This is a genomic window from Pirellulales bacterium (genome assembly GCA_036490175.1).
Classification (GTDB): Bacteria; Planctomycetota; Planctomycetia; order Pirellulales; family JACPPG01; genus JACPPG01.
This window is the reverse complement of record DASXEJ010000146.1, coordinates 1-16,601: the sequence shown is the minus strand read 5'-3', so window position 1 is coordinate 16,601 and position 16,601 is coordinate 1. Positions and strand designations below refer to the sequence as shown.

At 60.4% G+C, this 16,601-nt stretch carries 13 protein-coding genes and 1 other RNA gene; 5 read left to right on the top strand and 9 right to left on the bottom strand.

Annotation, left to right across the window (positions count from 1 at the left end; genetic code table 11):
* Positions 1-36 precede the first annotated feature (36 nt).
* Together mtaB and VGG64_11370 are read right to left on the bottom strand one after the other, a co-directional pair.
* Positions 37-1,341: a tRNA (N(6)-L-threonylcarbamoyladenosine(37)-C(2))-methylthiotransferase MtaB gene (gene mtaB, locus VGG64_11375; GenBank protein HEY1600197.1), complete on the bottom strand. Its 1,305-nt coding sequence runs from the start codon at positions 1,339-1,341 to the stop codon at positions 37-39.
* A gap of 191 nt (positions 1,342-1,532) precedes the next feature.
* On the bottom strand, positions 1,533-1,889 hold the full coding sequence (locus tag VGG64_11370) for an ATP-dependent Clp protease adaptor ClpS (GenBank protein HEY1600196.1): 357 nt from the start codon (positions 1,887-1,889) through the stop codon (positions 1,533-1,535).
* A 364-nt stretch (positions 1,890-2,253) separates the two neighbouring features.
* Here VGG64_11370 and VGG64_11365 point away from each other — a divergent pair, with 364 nt between their 5' ends.
* Together VGG64_11365 and serS are read left to right on the top strand one after the other, a co-directional pair.
* The gene (locus VGG64_11365) at positions 2,254-3,624 is read left to right on the top strand and encodes a dipeptidase (GenBank protein ID HEY1600195.1); all 1,371 of its coding nucleotides are present in this window, start codon (positions 2,254-2,256) and stop codon (positions 3,622-3,624) included.
* A 102-nt stretch (positions 3,625-3,726) separates the two neighbouring features.
* A complete protein-coding gene (gene serS / locus VGG64_11360) occupies positions 3,727-5,013 on the top strand; it encodes a serine--tRNA ligase (GenBank protein HEY1600194.1) in 1,287 nt (428 codons plus the stop codon).
* A 51-nt stretch (positions 5,014-5,064) separates the two neighbouring features.
* Here serS and VGG64_11355 read toward each other — a convergent pair whose 3' ends face one another.
* Positions 5,065-6,888, bottom strand: coding sequence for a phospho-sugar mutase (locus tag VGG64_11355; protein HEY1600193.1), 1,824 nt, complete (start codon positions 6,886-6,888; stop codon positions 5,065-5,067).
* Positions 6,889-7,086: 198 nt separating this feature from the next.
* Here VGG64_11355 and glmM point away from each other — a divergent pair, with 198 nt between their 5' ends.
* On the top strand, positions 7,087-8,439 hold the full coding sequence (glmM, locus tag VGG64_11350) for a phosphoglucosamine mutase (protein HEY1600192.1): 1,353 nt from the start codon (positions 7,087-7,089) through the stop codon (positions 8,437-8,439).
* A 27-nt stretch (positions 8,440-8,466) separates the two neighbouring features.
* Here glmM and VGG64_11345 read toward each other — a convergent pair whose 3' ends face one another.
* The 5 genes from VGG64_11345 to VGG64_11325 form a co-directional block, all read right to left on the bottom strand.
* The gene (locus VGG64_11345) at positions 8,467-9,918 is read right to left on the bottom strand and encodes a Gfo/Idh/MocA family oxidoreductase (GenBank protein ID HEY1600191.1); all 1,452 of its coding nucleotides are present in this window, start codon (positions 9,916-9,918) and stop codon (positions 8,467-8,469) included.
* 201 nt (positions 9,919-10,119) lie between these two features.
* Complete coding sequence (locus VGG64_11340) at positions 10,120-10,905, bottom strand: SDR family NAD(P)-dependent oxidoreductase (GenBank protein HEY1600190.1); 786 nt, start codon at positions 10,903-10,905, stop codon at positions 10,120-10,122.
* Between the two features lie 119 nt (positions 10,906-11,024).
* A complete protein-coding gene (hflX, locus tag VGG64_11335) occupies positions 11,025-12,359 on the bottom strand; it encodes a GTPase HflX (protein HEY1600189.1) in 1,335 nt (444 codons plus the stop codon).
* A 288-nt stretch (positions 12,360-12,647) separates the two neighbouring features.
* On the bottom strand, positions 12,648-13,784 hold the full coding sequence (rsgA, locus tag VGG64_11330; protein HEY1600188.1) for a ribosome small subunit-dependent GTPase A: 1,137 nt from the start codon (positions 13,782-13,784) through the stop codon (positions 12,648-12,650).
* Between the two features lie 174 nt (positions 13,785-13,958).
* Positions 13,959-14,420, bottom strand: coding sequence for an FHA domain-containing protein (locus VGG64_11325; GenBank protein ID HEY1600187.1), 462 nt, complete (start codon positions 14,418-14,420; stop codon positions 13,959-13,961).
* A gap of 98 nt (positions 14,421-14,518) precedes the next feature.
* Here VGG64_11325 and VGG64_11320 point away from each other — a divergent pair, with 98 nt between their 5' ends.
* Both VGG64_11320 and rnpB read left to right on the top strand, forming a co-directional pair.
* Complete coding sequence (locus VGG64_11320) at positions 14,519-15,535, top strand: TIGR01212 family radical SAM protein (protein ID HEY1600186.1); 1,017 nt, start codon at positions 14,519-14,521, stop codon at positions 15,533-15,535.
* Positions 15,536-15,546: 11 nt separating this feature from the next.
* Positions 15,547-16,003, top strand: an RNA gene (gene rnpB / locus VGG64_11315) — RNase P RNA component class A.
* Between the two features lie 88 nt (positions 16,004-16,091).
* Here the strand turns inward: rnpB and VGG64_11310 are convergent.
* Positions 16,092-16,472 (bottom strand): toxin-antitoxin system HicB family antitoxin, encoded by a 381-nt coding sequence (locus VGG64_11310; GenBank protein ID HEY1600185.1) that lies wholly within the window; start codon positions 16,470-16,472, stop codon positions 16,092-16,094.
* Positions 16,473-16,601 lie beyond the last annotated feature (129 nt).

Sequence of the window (16,601 nt, the reverse complement as noted above, 5' to 3'; positions counted from 1 at the left end):
TCCTGCCGGCGTTCCCCTCGCTCCTGCGCCTCTACTCTAGGCCAATGCGCGAGCGCGGTGCGGTACGTCCTCGACCAGCGCCTGAATACAGCCGTCGGCCACATCTCCTGCCGTGATTGTGACGAACTCGCGAATGCGGGCACCCTCGGCCGGCACTTCTACCGGCGCGTAGCGACAAGATGTGCCCAACAGAAATTCAGGTCGTCGCGCCGCGCGCGGCTCCACGAGGACCTGCAACGTTCTTCCGCGTAAACTCTGGTAATAATCGTCGCGCAGTTGCTCGGCGAGCGTGGTAAGTCGCGCCACTCTCTCGTTTTTGACATGAGGTGGCACCTGATCGATCATCACAGCCGCCAGCGTTGTCCGCCGTGGGCTGAAAGGAAACACGTGAATCTTCGAGAAGCCGACTTCCTCAGCAACTCGACAGGTGTCGGAAAACTCTTCGTCCGTTTCGCCAGGAAATCCCACGATGATGTCGGTCGTGAGAGCCGGCTGCTCGAGCGATTCGTAAACCAACCGGCAACGATCGACAAAACGCTTTGCCCCCCATCGACGCCGCATCCGTCTAAGCACGCTATCGGAACCGCTTTGCATCGAAATGTGCAAATGAGGGCAGACTTTCCGTGGGTAGTCCGCCATTACCTGAATCAATTCGCGCGTCACTTCCGTGGCCTCGATGCTGGAAAGCCGTATGCGAAACTCGCCAGGCAGCTGCGCGATACGATTCAACAAATGAGACAAGCGTACCCACTCGATCTTCGGACGGCCGCGATTCCATTCGATGCCGTAATGACCGAGATGGATGCCGGTCAACACGATCTCTCGATAACCACGGGCTAGCAGCCTGCCGATTTCGGCCACGATCTGTTCGGGAGGTCGGCTAACCAGCGTGGGCCGGACCTTGGGGATGATGCAAAACGTGCAATTCAACAGGCAACCATCTTGCACTTTGACATAAGCCCGCTGTCGACCATCAAGCCCTTCGATTCCAGTCGGTATGTCCACGACGCCAAATCGGCCCAACAAGTCCGGCAACTCGCGTTTGTCCGTGACGACTTCGACGACCGAGGGGAGCGCGGCCACCTCGTCCGCGGCGCGCGTGGCATAGCAGCCCATCACCACGATGCGCGTGCCGGGGTTGCGGCGAGCAAGCTGGCGAATCACCTGACGGCTTTTGGCGTCTCCCTCGGCCGTTACGGTGCAAGTGTTTACGATGCACAGGTCGGCAGACTCGTCCCCGACTGCCTCGCGATATCCGATCGCCTGCAACCCCTCGCGCACGAATTGCGTCTCGTATTGATTCACCTTGCAGCCTAGCGTGGCAGTTCGTAGCGTTGGCATGGAGTGCTGGATGTCTAAAGGAACGGTGGTTCAACACACACAAAACAACGCGCTGCTGCGACAGCCGCACTTACGATCGACCAGGCCGCGGCAGTTTAAATTGGAATTCGACACTGTCCGGACACGGATCGATTGCCGGGTGACGGATCCCAGGAATACCGCGAATGGATTCACGTCCCTGACCGCCATTATCACTCTTCTTCGACCGGCTCAATTGTGGCGCTCATCGAGCCTTTGCAACCGGCGATTAAGTCGTCCTTGCCGTAGGCGTGTATCTGATCGCGCTTCAGTTCGGCATGCTCACGGGTCGTGGTCAGCACGACGGCCCGACCGCCCGTATCGACCTCGACAGCCAACTGGTACCCCTTTTCGAGCGTATGCCCGAACAGCTCTTGCAGCATTACCATGACGTAGGGATACGAATGGTCGTCATCATTCCAGAGAATGACGCTGTAACGTGGTTGCCGCTTGGGTTTTTTCGCCTGGCGCGTTTTTCGCTGCTCGACAGTTTCGACGACCGGCTCGGCAACAGCTGCTTGTTGGGACACCGCAAATCTCCATCTCTGCAAGCTCCCTGGCGTCGATCCTACGCACGGCCGACGTTACGGGAGACGACCCGCTACAATTTTGGCATAAACTCCCGCTGGTGCAATTGCCAGCGTTCACTTCCAGCTCGCGGCGTGGTGATTTGGCCGCAAACGATTATATTAGACGCGAAACTACCGTGGCCAATCCTGTGTCGGTGGCTTTTCACGGAACATTTCGCACCGCCAACGGAATTTCCTCGACCGTACCCAAGCCGGCGGATGTGCCAGACTTGCCGTGCAATCGCTTGCTTGGCCTACCCTCGGCCCGGCCAGCGTTAGCCATGCCAGCGTGAATCAATAGTCATTAGATTTCAGGGACTTGCCGATGCCGACCCTTGACCAATATCTCGATCAACATGGCCCGCGGTTCGAGCAAGAACTCTTCGAGTTGCTGCGGATCCCCAGCGTCAGCGCCATGAGCGCCCATAAGGGCGACATCCGCACCGCGGCCAACTGGGTGCTACGGCAATTCCAGTCGCTCGGATTTCAATCCGAGCTGATCGAGACCGCCGGGCACCCGATCGTATATGCCCAGTCGCCGGCCATGCCAGGGGCGCCCACGGTATTGGTCTATGGTCACTACGACGTGCAGCCGCCCGATCCGTTGAACGAGTGGATTTCGCCTCCTTTCGAGCCGACAGTGCGCGACGGCAACCTCTACGCCCGCGGCGCGACCGACGACAAGGGCCAGATGTTCACCCATATCAAAAGTGCCGAAGCCTGGATCAAGACCGCCGGGCGATTGCCACTGAATCTGAAGTATGTGATCGAGGGTGAAGAAGAGGTCGGCAGCGCCAATCTCGACGCCTTCGTCGATAAAAACCACGACCGTTTGGCCTGCGACATCATTGTCATTAGCGACACCAGCCAGTTCGCGCCCGGCCAGCCAGCCATTACCTACGGCTTGAAAGGCATCGCTTACTTCGAGCTGCGCTTGACCGGTCCTAGTCAGGACTTGCATTCGGGCGTCTTCGGCGGATCGGTGACCAACCCGGCCAACGCCCTGGCGCGTATGCTCACGGCATTGGTCAACGAACGTGGGCAGGTGCAAGTGCCCGGCTTCTACGACGATGTAATTCCGATCGCCGATTCCGAACGTGCGGCGATGCGCAAGCTGAATTTTGACGAGCGCGAGTTCATGCGCCAGCTGGGTGTCGAGGCGCTTTCTGGCGAAGATGGCTACACCACGCTCGAACGCCGCTGGGCACGCCCGACTTGCGATATCAATGGCCTCACCAGTGGCTACCAAGGCGAGGGGGCCAAAACCGTGCTGCCGGCCCGCGCCAGCGCGAAGTTCAGTTTTCGTCTGGTGCCCAACCAGGACCCGCACAAGGTGGCGACCTCGCTGCGCAAAATGCTCGCAGGGCTCGTCCCGCCGGGCATCAATATGGAATTGATCAGTTTCCACGGCGCACCGGGTGTGGTCGTACCGCTGGAAAGTCCCTATATGGCCGCCGCCTCGCGAGCGATCGAAGCGGGCTTTGGTCGCGCGCCCGTTTTCATTCGCGAGGGAGGATCGATTCCCGTCGTGTCGACCTTCCACGAAAAGCTAGGAGTCGATACCCTGCTCTTGGGTTGGGGGCAGAACGACGACAACACCCACAGTCCGAACGAGAAGTTCTGCCTGGCCGATTTTCACCGCGGCATCAAGGCCAGCGCCCACCTGTGGCAGGAAATCAGCATCCTGAAGAAATGACGATGAAGCCATTCCCTTTACAAATGTGATGGTCACCTGGCTTCGTAGCGTCTCCTGCGTTTCTCATTCCGCATTCATCATTCAACGGTTCTTCTCTCTATCATGCTTGATCGAAGATTCATCGTCGAGAATGCCGACCTCGTAAAAAAGAATTGCGTCTTGCGCGGCGCCAAAGCCGACATCGACCGCTTTCTGGCACTCGAAGCTCAGCGCCGTGACAAGCAAGCCGAGGTCGACCAGTTCAATCGACAGGCCAACGAAGTCTCGAAATCGATCGGTCAGGCCAAGGATCCCGCCGAACGTGAAGCGCGTAAGAACCAAGGGCGCGAGCTCCGCGAACAGACCACGGCCGCGCAGGCCGAACTCGAGCAGATCAGCGCCGACCTCGACGTGATCCACCGCTCGATCCCCAACATGACGCACCCCGATGCGCCGACCGGTGCTGACGACCAGGCAAACCTCGAGATTCGTAAAGGCAAAACGGCCCTCCCCACGTTCGATTTCAAACCGCTCGATCACGTCACCCTTGGCGAGCGATTGGGCTTGTTCGATTTCGAGGGGGGAGCCAAGGTCGCCGGGCACGGCTTTTACTTCCTGCTGAACGATGCCGTAATGCTGGAATTGGCCTTGCAACGGTACGCGATTGATCTGTTGGTGGGCGAAGGTTTCACGCCCACGATCACACCCGATCTCGCGCGCAACGAAATCCTGCAAGGCACCGGATACATTCCGCGCGGGCCCGAGACGCAGATCTATAGCGTTGCAGACAGCGACCTGAGCCTGGTGGCCACGGCCGAAATCACGCTTGGTGGATTGCTCGCGGATCAAATCATCGACGCAGATCGTCTGCCGCTCAAATACTGCGGCATCAGCCATTGCTACCGTACTGAGGCCGGAGCGCATGGCCGCCAAACGCGCGGTTTGTATCGCGTCCACCAATTCACCAAGATTGAGATGTTCGCCTTCACGCTGCCGGAACAGAGCGACGCCATGCTCGACTATTTCTGCGGATTAGAAGGGAGGTTGTTCGACGGACTGGGCATTCCCTATCGCGTTGTCGACACCGCCACCGGCGACTTGGGAGGACCAGCCTATCGAAAGTTTGACCTCGAAGCTTGGATGCCGGGCCGCGGCGAGGCCGGCGAATATGGCGAGGTAACCAGCACCTCGAACTGCACCGACTATCAATCTCGGCGGTTGGGCATTCGCTACCGCGTGAAAGGCGAAAAAGGCACGCAGTTCCTGCACACACTCAACGGCACAGCGATCGCCATCAGCCGCGCGTTGATCGCCATCCTGGAGAATTACCAGCAGGCCGACGGGACGATCGCTGTCCCACAGGTTCTGCGATTCTTGATGGGCAAGGATCGGATCGAGCCAATACGCTGAGCAACGACAGCGTGTGATTTCAACCGCCTTGAGTGGCTTGAAAATCCGCGCCTAAGTAGCTTCGGCCACGGCCGCCAGGTCGCGTTCGATCGCCGTCAAACGATCCTCAAGTTCGGCCTTTGTGTCTTCGAGATTCGCCAGCTGTTCGGCCGGCTCGTAGGCGAAGTTATAGAACTTCACCTTCGGCTCTGTGCCCGAGGGACGCACGGCGGCATAGTTACCGGCACGCTCCAGGTCAAAGATCACCAGGTCGTCGCATGGCCCGTCGAGCGGCTTTGTGCCGCTGCCAGGAATCATGGTCACCCGGTTGAGATAATCGCGGGCGGCCACCACCCGCATTCCGCCCAAGGATTCTGGCGGCTTGGTGCGCAAGCGCGTCATAACAGACTTCATTTGCGCCATACCTTCGCTACCTGGCATCGTTTTCGATACGGTGCGCTCGGCATGACAGCCATGCTGCCAGAACAACGCGTCGAGCTTCTCGCTGAGTGTCTGCCCTGCCGCTTTGCACTGCGCGGCCAACTCGGCCGCCAGCATGGCCGCCACTGCCGCATCCTTGTCGCGCACATGCGTGCCGGCCAAAAAACCGTGCGACTCTTCACAGGCGAAAACGAATCGTTCCGGCCCTTCGGCATCGATGGTTTGCGCAATCCATTTGAAGCCGACGAGCAAGTTCCCGTAAGTCTTTACCCCGTACGAATCCGCGATGCGGCGCACCATCTCGCTCGTGACCAGTGTCTTGACGACATAGTTGTCGCTCGACAGCGTGCCCGCCGCGCGCCGGCCACCCAGCACGTATTCGGCCAGTAGGGCGCCGATTTGATTGCCGGTGAAAATACGCCAGGGCGCGCCGAGGGCTGTGGTCGCAGGGGCGGCCAGGCCCAATCGGTCGGCGTCTGGGTCGCTCGACAGAATTACTTCGGCGCCGATTTGCTGCGCCCGTTCGATCGTCGCATCGAACGTGGCGGGATTCTCCGGATTCGCCACATGTCCTGGCACATTCGGAAAATCGCCATCCGGATCCGCCTGCGGGCGAAACACTTCCACGTCCGTGAAGCCCGCCGCGGCCAGCGCCGGGCAGACGCTCGAGGCACCCACGCCGTGCATCGGCGAGTACAGAATCTTCAGGGCGCGCGGCCCAGGAATGCTTTGCGCCACGACACCGCTGATGTAGACCTTGTCGGCCTCTTCCTGGCAGTACTTCACGTGACCCGCGGCCAAGGCGTCGGCAAACGGCACGCGGCTGATCATGGAGACGCTCATCACGCGATCGATCACTCCCTTGTCATGCGGCGGCAGCAGCTGCGCGCCCGTACTCCAATACGCCTTGATCGCATTGTCGCTGGGAGGGTTGTGGCTGGCCGTGATCATGATGCCGCACGAACAACGGAAGTGCCGCACGGTTGACGACAGCTCCGGCGTGCTGCGGACGCCGTCGAGAAAGTAAACTTCGAAACCGGCGGCAACCATGATTTCGGCGCACAACTCGGCGAAGTGTCGCGAGCGATGCCGCGTGTCGCACGCGATCGCGCAAGAAAACGAATCCCCCGTCGGCCGCTCGGTCTTGACGTAATCGGCCAGCCCCTGCGCGCTTTCCCCCATCGTGCGATCGTTGATGGCGTTCGAACCAATCGGGTACATGCGGCCACGCCGGCCGCCAGTGCCGAAGGGGATGACGGTCCAAAACACGTCGTCCAATTGCTGCCAGCGGCCGGCCGTGATGTGCTCGGCCACTTGCGGCGCGTATTCTGCGTAGCGTGGCTCGCTCAGCCAGGCAGTTATGTTTTTGGCGGCGGTAGCCGACATTTTTCCAGCCGCAGACGCTGCGGCGACTTCGGCTACGAGTTCATCCGTGGGTTGGGACTTGGTCGCCATAGGTGCTCCTGAAATACGCCACGCGCAGAGGGGAAAATTCTTGCGGCGTGGCGTTTATTGTGCCGAAAACCCGCACGCTCACAAGGGCCACGGCCGGGTCACGGCGGCGCCAATGCAACGCTGCTGCTATACTTGCTCGCATATATTCGCTCGCACGTGCCAGCAGCGTAACCGAATCATCACAATACCCGAGGAGCCATGTCCGTGAGTGAACCGATCATCAGCGTTTCGGGCTTGCGAGGCATCGTCGGCGACAGCCTGACACCGGAGGTGGCGATTCGCTACGTGAGCGCGTTCGCCCAGACCTTGCCGCCGGGGCGTCCGGTATTGATCTCGCGCGACGGCCGCGGCACCGGTCGGATGTTGGCCCAAGCGGTGGCCAGCGGGTTGGAGGCCGTGGGCCGCGACACGATCGACGCGGGAGTGGCGGCGACGCCCACTACGGGCGTACTCGTACGAACGCTACTGGCGGCCGGCGGCGTGCAAATTTCGGCCAGCCATAACCCGGCCGAGTACAACGGCCTGAAGCTATTCTCGGCCGCCGGGCGCGTGATTCCGGCCGCCGAAGGGGAACAAGTGCTCCGCAGTTACCGCGCGGGAAAGGTTGATTGGGCCCGTCATGACCAGATTGGCCACGCGATCTCGTGTGGCGACGCGATTTCGCCTCACTGCGCCTTGGTCTTGGCAACGGTCGATGTCGAGCGTATCAAGCGTCGCAAATTCCGCGTATTACTCGATTCGAATCATGGCGCCGGCAGCCTACTGGGGCGGCGGTTACTCGACGATCTCGGCTGTCAGCTGACGGTGCTGGGCGAACACCCAGACGGCCAGTTTGCTCATACTCCCGAGCCGACCGCAGAGAATCTCGCCAGCGTACTGACCCGCGTTTCAACCTTGGGCGCGGATATTGGCTTCTGTCAGGACCCCGATGCCGACCGCTTGGCGATCATCGACGAAACCGGACGCTATATCGGCGAGGAATACACGCTTGCGCTGTGCGCCGATCACGTATTGCGCAGCAGGCCGGGGCCGGTGGTCACCAATTGTTCGACCAGCCGCATGACCGAAGATCTGGCCGCCAAATACGATGTTCCTTTTTATCGCTCGGCGGTCGGCGAAGCCAACGTGGTGGACATGATCAATCGGCACAACGCAGTGCTAGGAGGCGAAGGCAACGGAGGTGTCATCGACCCACGCGTGGTGCTAGTGCGCGACAGTTTTGTCAGCATGGCGCTAGTGCTCGACGCGATGGCCGCGCGCGAGGAAAAGGTAAGCCGGCTAGCCGACGAATTGCCGCGCTACGAAATCGTAAAGACCAAGATCTCGCTATCGCCCGAGAAGATCGCCGCTGGGCTGGCCGCCCTCAAGAAGCATTTTGCCGACGCTACGTCCAACAGCATGGATGGCTTGCGTCTCGATTGGCCAGGCCGGTGGCTCTTGGTCCGGGCGAGCAATACCGAACCTATCGTTCGTGCGATCGCCGAGGCCCCCACAACGGCCGAAGCGAAACGACTGTGCGACGATGCCGCACACGTCTTACGCGGCATCTAATGGAGCCTTTGAATTACCGTTCGGAAGCTAAACGCGTCCGGCCGGGGGCACGATGAACGGCGCGCGGTACTCACGTGTCAGCATGGCATCGGCCTGCAAATCGTTGACAAACGTTTCGCCGCGCGGATCGATATGTAGCTCCTTGCCATAGGCGATCTCGGCCTTTTCCAGGTCGACACCGTTCGTCTTCAAATGGTCGCTAAACCGCTCAAAGGTGTCGACGGCGTCGTCATTGCCGGCTAGTCGCATCTCGACATCCTTGAAATGCGTCTTCGCGCCCAGGCGGTACGAAATATTTCCAAGATGACACAGCGCGCTCGACAGGTGCCCTTCGAGAATGTCGGCATTCAGATCCTCGACCTTTCGGCTGCGCACCGCCTTGAGGAAGTTGCCGTGATGATCACCGCCCCCTTGGAACTCGGCGACTTTGTTTCCTTTCAAGTCGAACGCGGCGCCGGACGTGTACTCGGTGAGAACCACGAATCCATCGGTTCCCTCGAAGATCACGCCGACCCGAGCGCCGCGCAAATCCTCGGTCGGCAAGCCGCGCACCTCGAACACCAGTTGCTGATTTCCATAATCGTGAATGATGACCTGGGTGTTCGCCGTTTCGCCGGCATCCTCGTAGCCCAAGCGGCCGCCGTAGCTGACGACTTCGGTGCTAAGCGTATTGGTGCCCAGGCCCCAGCGCGCCAGGTCCATTTGATGAATGCCCTGATTGCCCAAGTCGCCATTGCCGTAGTCCCACATCCAGTGCCAGTCGTAGTGCAGGCGCTCGCGCGTCAATGGCTTTACGGCGGCCGGTCCCGACCACAGGTCGTAGTTCACGCTTGGCGGAATCGGATAGTTTCCCTTCGGCCCAATCGAGCCGCGCTTCTTGTAGCAAAGGCCGCGGGCGATCTTCAATTCTCCGATCTTGCCCTGATGCACATGTGCAATCGCGTCGATCGACCCCTTCATCGAGCGGCACTGTGTGCCGGTCTGACAGATGCGGCCATATTTGCGTGCCGCCTCGACCATGCGGCGACCTTCGCTGACGTTATGACTGACGGGCTTCTCGACGTACACATCCTTGCCGGATTGCATCGCCCAGATGCCTACCAGCGAATGCCAATGATTGGGCGTTGCGGTCGTGACGATATCGACGGATTTGTCGTCGAGCAGTTGTCGCAAGTCGGCCACATACTTCGGTTCGCGCCCTTGGCGGGCGGCGACTTCCTTGACCCGTTCGCGGCCAACACTCTCGTCGACGTCACAGACGTACAGCACCTCGGTATCCGGTCGCCGCGAGTAAGCACCCAGGTGACTTTTGCCTTGACCATTCACGCCCACGCAAGCGACACCAAGCTTTTCGTTGGGACTCTTGCTGACCGGTGCCGCGTCATCGGCGCGGACCGTATGGAGGCTGCCGGCAGCAACGGCCGCGGCGGCGGCGAGCATCGAATCTTCCAAAAACTTGCGGCGTGATAATGACGACATGATCGAGGGCTCCGGGGCGTCGAAATGCGATTGAGGTTCGAAGTACGGCAGGCAGGCTGAATACCGGCAGAGCGGTACTCACTAAGTGTAACAGGGGACGCGCACGGTTTGCTAGCCTGAGCGGCTTAACGGGCTACCGACCTGGAGGATGGTGCAACACGAGCATCGAGGCACGCCAGGCACACGATTACGCACGATTGCTTACCCAAAACGCGCCACCAGGGCGTCCGCCAGTCGCGGAGAGAGCCGATTCAGCCACAACAGCAGCCGACCCCGATTATTGGGGATGATCAAGTGCCGGCTGCGCTCGATCGCGCGAACGGTGGCCAGGGCGACGTCCACAGGAGACACGCCCCCTTCGCCGCGGCTCCCCACGCCCGGCTGCTCGGCTACCAGCACGTCGAAGAATTCGGATTTCGTCGTGCCGGGGCTGACGACCAAGACCTCGACTCCCCGACCCACCAGTTCTGCACGCAAAGCCTCGCTGAAACCTACCAAGGCGAACTTGCTGGCACAGTATTCCGTGTAGTGCGGGATGCCGCGGTGCCCCAGGATCGAGGCGACGTTGACCACCATCGGCTGCCGTCCGGCACGTAACACAGGGAGCGCTGCGCGTGTCATCTCGACCGCTGCGAAAAAATTCACGTCCATGAGTTGCCGCAATCGATCGGCATCGGATTGGTCAAAATCGCGTATCATGCCAACGCCGGCATTGTTGACCAGCAGATCGATCCCACCCCAACGGTCTGTGGCGCACGCGACGAGTGCCTGGCGCGTTTCCTCGCGCGTGATGTCACCGACTACGGTCGTGATCTCGCCCGGATACGAGCCCGCCTCGACGGCCAGCGATTCCAAACGATCGGCCCGGCGCGCCGTGGCAACAACGCGGGCACCACGGCGTACCAGCTCCATCACCAGTTCACGGCCGATGCCGCTCGACGCGCCGGTGACAATGGCTCGGTATCCCTTGATGGCACGGCGCGTCATTGTCGTCTCTGTGCCCTGGTTGGCGACGCGTTAAACCATCTCCGGCATGCGGTCTGCGCATTGTCGCGCGCTCGCGGTTCGCGGGCGCCGTTTCACAAACCGCCGGGATGTCGCCAACATCATGCCACGTCCTCGATCTTGGCCGGAGGTACTTCCTTAGGATCGACCGCGAGCGATCCGTCCGATTGATGAGGACGGATGCATTTGGCCAGGTCTTGAATCGGTCCAAGATGCTGCTGCGCGATACGACAGTGAACCGTGACGCTGCTGTCGTGGTATTGCTGCGACAAAACTTCTCCATGCGCCGCGAGAAATGCCAACAGCCGGCCGTTCGAGGCATCGGTTTCGATGTCGACGTCGAGAAATCCACGACTCAACGCTTCGCTGACTTTGCCGGCCAGTTGCGCCAGTCCCTGGCCACGTCGGGCGCTGATCGGTACCGCGTTGGGATAACGTTCGAGCAGACCATCGAGTTGTATTCGGTCGGCCAGTGCGTCCACTTTGTTGAGTACGAGCAGCGTGTCTTTTTCCTCGATCCCCAATTCTTCGAGCACGCCATACACCGCGGCAATCTGTTGATAAACCGCCGGGCTGCTGGCGTCGGCCACGTGCAGCAAGAGATCGGCCTGCCGCGACTCTTCCAAGGTGGCCTTGAAGCTGGCAATCAGATGATGCGGCAGCTCGCGAATGAAACCGACCGTATCGCTCAACAGCACAGGCCCCCAGCCGGGCAACTGCCAACGACGCGTGCGCGTGTCGAGCGTGGCGAACAGCTTGTGTGCGGCCAGTACGTCGGCGCCGGTTAATACGTTCAACAACGTGCTCTTGCCGGCGTTGGTGTAGCCGACGAGCGAGACTGTCATGCGGTCGTGCCGCGCGGCAACTTGCCGCTCTTTGCGCCGCTCGATGACCGACAGTTCATCGCGCAGGTCGTGAATTCGCTTCTCGACTAGACGACGGTCGACTTCCAATTGCTTCTCGCCCGGGCCGCGCATGCCGATTCCCATCTTCATGCGCGACAAGTGGGTCCACATGCGCTTGAGCCGCGGGAGCGAGTACTGTAGCTGCGCCAATTCGACGGCCAGGCGCGCCTCGTGAGTTTGCGCGCGACTGGCAAAGATGTCGAGAATCAGCTCAGTTCGATCCAGCACCTTGGTATTGGTCGCCTTCTCGAGATTACGCGTCTGCGCCGGACTAAGATCGTTGTCGAAGACGACGACGTCCGCCTCTTGCGCTTCGGCCAAGAGCCGTAACTCTTCGACTTTGCCCTTACCCAGATATGTCGTCTTGTCTGGCGTTTCGCGCCGCTGTGTCAACTGACCGACGATGCGTGCTCCGGCCGATTGCACCAAACCTTCCAATTCGTCCAAAGGATCGCCGGGAAACCGGTGGCTCGGTAATACGACACCGACCAATACAGCGGATTCGCTGACGACCGTTTCGGAGCGGTACATTTCTTTTACGATGGCTGTGACCCTCGGTGATAGGTGACAATCTCGATCATCTCGCTGTGTCGCTTGCTTGATAGCATCAATGGCAAGCTGCCTGATCGAAGTATACGGCCCCACGCGTTTGCGGCCAGAAAATCCGGCCTCCAGATAGGACAGTCATACCGTTGCCACGGTTCACGACCGGCGACTTGATGACAAACCTGACCAACTGCGGAGTTCGCAAGCCTGGACCCGGTCATACACGCACTCGTTGCGGAATGGCCCAAACAAACGTGCAAGGTCGACGGCATATTAAACGGCCATGTCGCCGCTAAAGAGATGGCAGTAACTTTCGTAACGTCGCGCGTCTAGCCAGCCATCGGCCACAGCATCCTTGACGGCGCAGTCGGCCTCGTGCGTGTGGGTGCAATTGGGGAATCGGCACTTGTTGACGAATGGACGCAGATCGCGATAGCAGCCAGCGACCTCTTCCGGCACGATATCCCATAGTTGGAATTGTCGGATTCCCGGCGTATCGATGACGTACCCTCCGCAACCCAGCGTCAATAGACGAGCCGTGGTCGTCGTATGGCGACCCTTCTGAGTCTCTTCGCTGACCTCGGCGACGCGCAGGCTCCAATCGGTTTCCACGGCATTGAGAAGTGACGATTTGCCGACACCGCTCTGCCCAGCGACGGCCGTGGCACAATTGGCGAGCGCCCGTCGCACGCGATCCATGCCGAATCCCGTCCGCGCGCTGACCAGCAACACTCGATAGCCCATCTGGCTGAACACGCCCACCATCGGCGCGAGCGACCCGCGCTCGACCAGGTCGATCTTGTTAATGACAATCAAGGGCCGGATTCTGTTTTTCTCGGCACTGACAAGAAACCGATCGATAAGATTGGGTTTCAGATACGGTTCGGCGGCGCTGGCCACGATCAGCAACTGGTCGACGTTGGCGACAATGACGTGCTGCCGTCCGCGCACATTGCGGCTGAGCACGCCATGCCGCGGCTCGATGCGCTCGATGATTCCTTCGTTCCCCTGGGCAGGACGAAATTGCACGCGATCACCTGCGGCCACCACGTGACGTTGATCCGTGCTGAGGGTTTTCAGCAAGCGGCGCGTGGCACATTGGTGCAATTGCCCATCCGGCGTTTGAACGGTGCTTGTCAGACCTTGCACCGAAAGCACGCGACCGGCCAGGCACTCGGCCATGTCGACTCCCAACACCGCGTCCCCCGGTTCGGCACCGGCCGCGGAGTGATCGTCGACCATAATGGTTCGCTTGCGTGTCAGCTCGCCGCGTCCGCTAATGCGCTCGCCGCGCAACGACTCATCGTCACGCGTCTTATCGGCGGCGAAGCGCTGGGTCCAATCGGTCGTGCGAACCCGCGTCCCTCGGTTCTTGCGAAAGTTGGCTCGGATCTTTTTTTTCTTGGCCATGCGCAGCGCGAACTACCGCGAAGCATTGAGGTGTGAAGAAACACGTGATCCGGCCAAGCGAGCAGCAGACGCGCAGTGGGCGTATGCCTGCATTTTCCAATCCCGCGTGTCAGTCGCTCTCCAACGATCGAACAGTCTTCGCAGCGATGATGACTCGATCATGAAGTGCAAGAATCAAACAGGCTTGTTCGAATCCTTGATCTGTCCGGCTTCGTTGTTGAGCACGTCGAAGCGCCGGTTGTCCGTGGCCCCGTCGTTCTTTTTCAAGCCGGCTCGCTCTAACAGTGATTTCGAGAATATTTCCGACTGGGGAGTGCCCGGAGTGGGGGGCGGACCGACGGCCCCGAGGTCCATCGGCGAGTACTGCACGGTGTAACGATGCGTGGCAATGCTGAGGATGTCGCCTGGGTCGACCCGCTTCTCGGTAACGCGCGTGCCGTTGACCTTCACACCGTTGCGGCTCTGCTGGTCGTGGATGTACCAATAACCGGCATCGACCTGCAACTGACAGTGATGAGCGGACACATTGGGAAAGCGCAACACGATATCGCAACTTTCGCGTCGGCCCACCAACAGGGTCTTCTTCAGCAGAGGAATCGTGTCGCCTCCGCCGACTGGGACCAGTTCACCGTACATGTCGAATTTGCCTGACGGGAGAACATGATGCGATAACACTTACCGCGTCTTGGTTTGAGTCTAGGCAGCCCCTCCCAATGCGTCAATAATGGCTGCCTATGGATGATGTCGAAACGCCTGCCTGGCGTACCGCTGGGCTACGATACTTCGCCCTGAACCACTTCTTCCGCCATAAGTTCGGCCACCGCGTGCAAAAGGTGAGCCTGAACGCGGGCTTCACCTGTCCCAACGTGGACGGGACGGTGACCACCGGCGGCTGCGTCTTTTGCGACAATCGCAGCTTCAGCCCCAGCCGTCGCGTTCCGCGCGGCGCCATTCGGGCCCAACTCGACGACGGGATCCGCCGGTTGAAGTGGCGCTACGACGTGAACCACTTCCTGGCGTACTTTCAGCCCGCAACTAATACCTATGCCCCGGTCGACCGTCTGCGCGCCGTCTACGAAGAGGCTCTGGAACATCCACAGGTAGTTGGCCTGGCCATCGGCACGCGACCTGACTGCGTCCCCGAGGACGTACTGGAATTACTCAGCGAGATCGGCGGTCGGATGTACCTATCCGTCGAGCTGGGAATGCAAACGATGCACGATCGCTCGCTGGACTGGATGAATCGCGGCCATCATCACGGCGCCCTGGTAGATGCCATCGCGCGGTGCCACGGACGCGGTTTCGAGATCTGCGCCCATATCATGTTGGGACTCCCCGGCGAATCGCACGCCGACATGATGGCCAGCGCCAGGGAAGTGGGCCGGCTAGGGTTCAACGCCGTGAAAATCCACAACCTATATGCCGTCCGGAATACCCCGCTGGCCGACTGGGTTGCCAGCGGCGAAGTGCGACTACTGGAGCGAGAGGAATACGTCACGACGCTTGTCGACTTCTTGGAATTGCTCCCGCCGACGTGCATCGTCGAGCGCATCAGTGGCGAGGCTCCTCCCGAGTACCTGACCGCTCCGACCTGGTGTCTGGACAAACCGGCACTCAAACGTGCTATCGACGCCGAACTCGCGCGGCGCGATTCCTGGCAAGGTCGCCACTGGACGACGCCCGAAGCCAGTGCGGCAGACGGCCGATTTGCCGAGAGCCGTTCACGTGACCTTCCATGTCGACTATCGTAGCTGCTGGGTTCGGAGTGGACCCGATGGCCGCTGGTCGAACCATGCGCGCAGCGCCGCAAGGCCTCACGACTGGTTCGGCGAGAGGAAAGTCCGGGCACCGATCGGACACGATGATGGGTAACACCCACCGGCCGCGAGGCCAGGGAAAGTGCAACAGAAAGTAAACCGCCTCGCGAGGGCTCGTCCCGCACGAGGTAAGGGTGAAACGGTGAGGTAAGAGCTCACCAGCAGGTCGGGCGACCGGCCTGGCTAGGCAAACCCCATCGGGTGCAAGGCCAAACAGGGAGCAGGCGCTGCCGTCGGCGAAAGCCGGCGGGTAACGCCACGGACCGTCTGGGCCGTCATCGACTTCCGGGTAGGCTGCTTGAGGAGTCGAGCAATCGGCTCCCTAGAGAAATGACCATCTCCCGTCGTGCCCCTCACGGGACACGACGGGGACAGAACCCGGCTTACAAGTCCACTCCGAACCCATTTTTTCTGTTTGTGCTCGCCACCCAATGCGTATCCGCCGCGGGCGGGCACGTAGGCGCCACCCGCCTGCCGGTCTCCGCGCCTACTAGGCGTCTGCCGGAACCAATTCGCCGTCGACCATCTGCAACAGCTTCGAGATACAGAGCTTGTTCATGCTCGTATGACGCTCGTGAGCTTCCGCCCGCAATGACTCGTGCAGGCTCTTGGGGAGGCGCACGGTGATCACTCGCGTCGGCTCGCGCGAATTGGCAAAGAAGTCGCCGCGGGCCCGCAGCTTCGCCAGCCGCTGTTGGATTTCGGCATACTCCGGGGCTTGTTCGAAACGGCTCATTAATTCGGGTGCGGGGAACGCCCGGCGGCAAACCCCTTCCAGGCCCAGGATCTCGCGAAAGAATGTTACCCAGTCCGGGCTCTGTTGAAACATCTCGTCAGCGACCCGAAGAACTTCCTGCTCTTTAGTCATCATCTCCATAACTCTCCTTCCAATCTGAAAGCGTTAGACTCCGTTCATCCGGGGCCCCCTTGGCCTCCGGTCGCTTTCATATTCACAGCGAGTCAAGCAAAGCACGGATGTCATGTCATCGCTAGCAGTTAG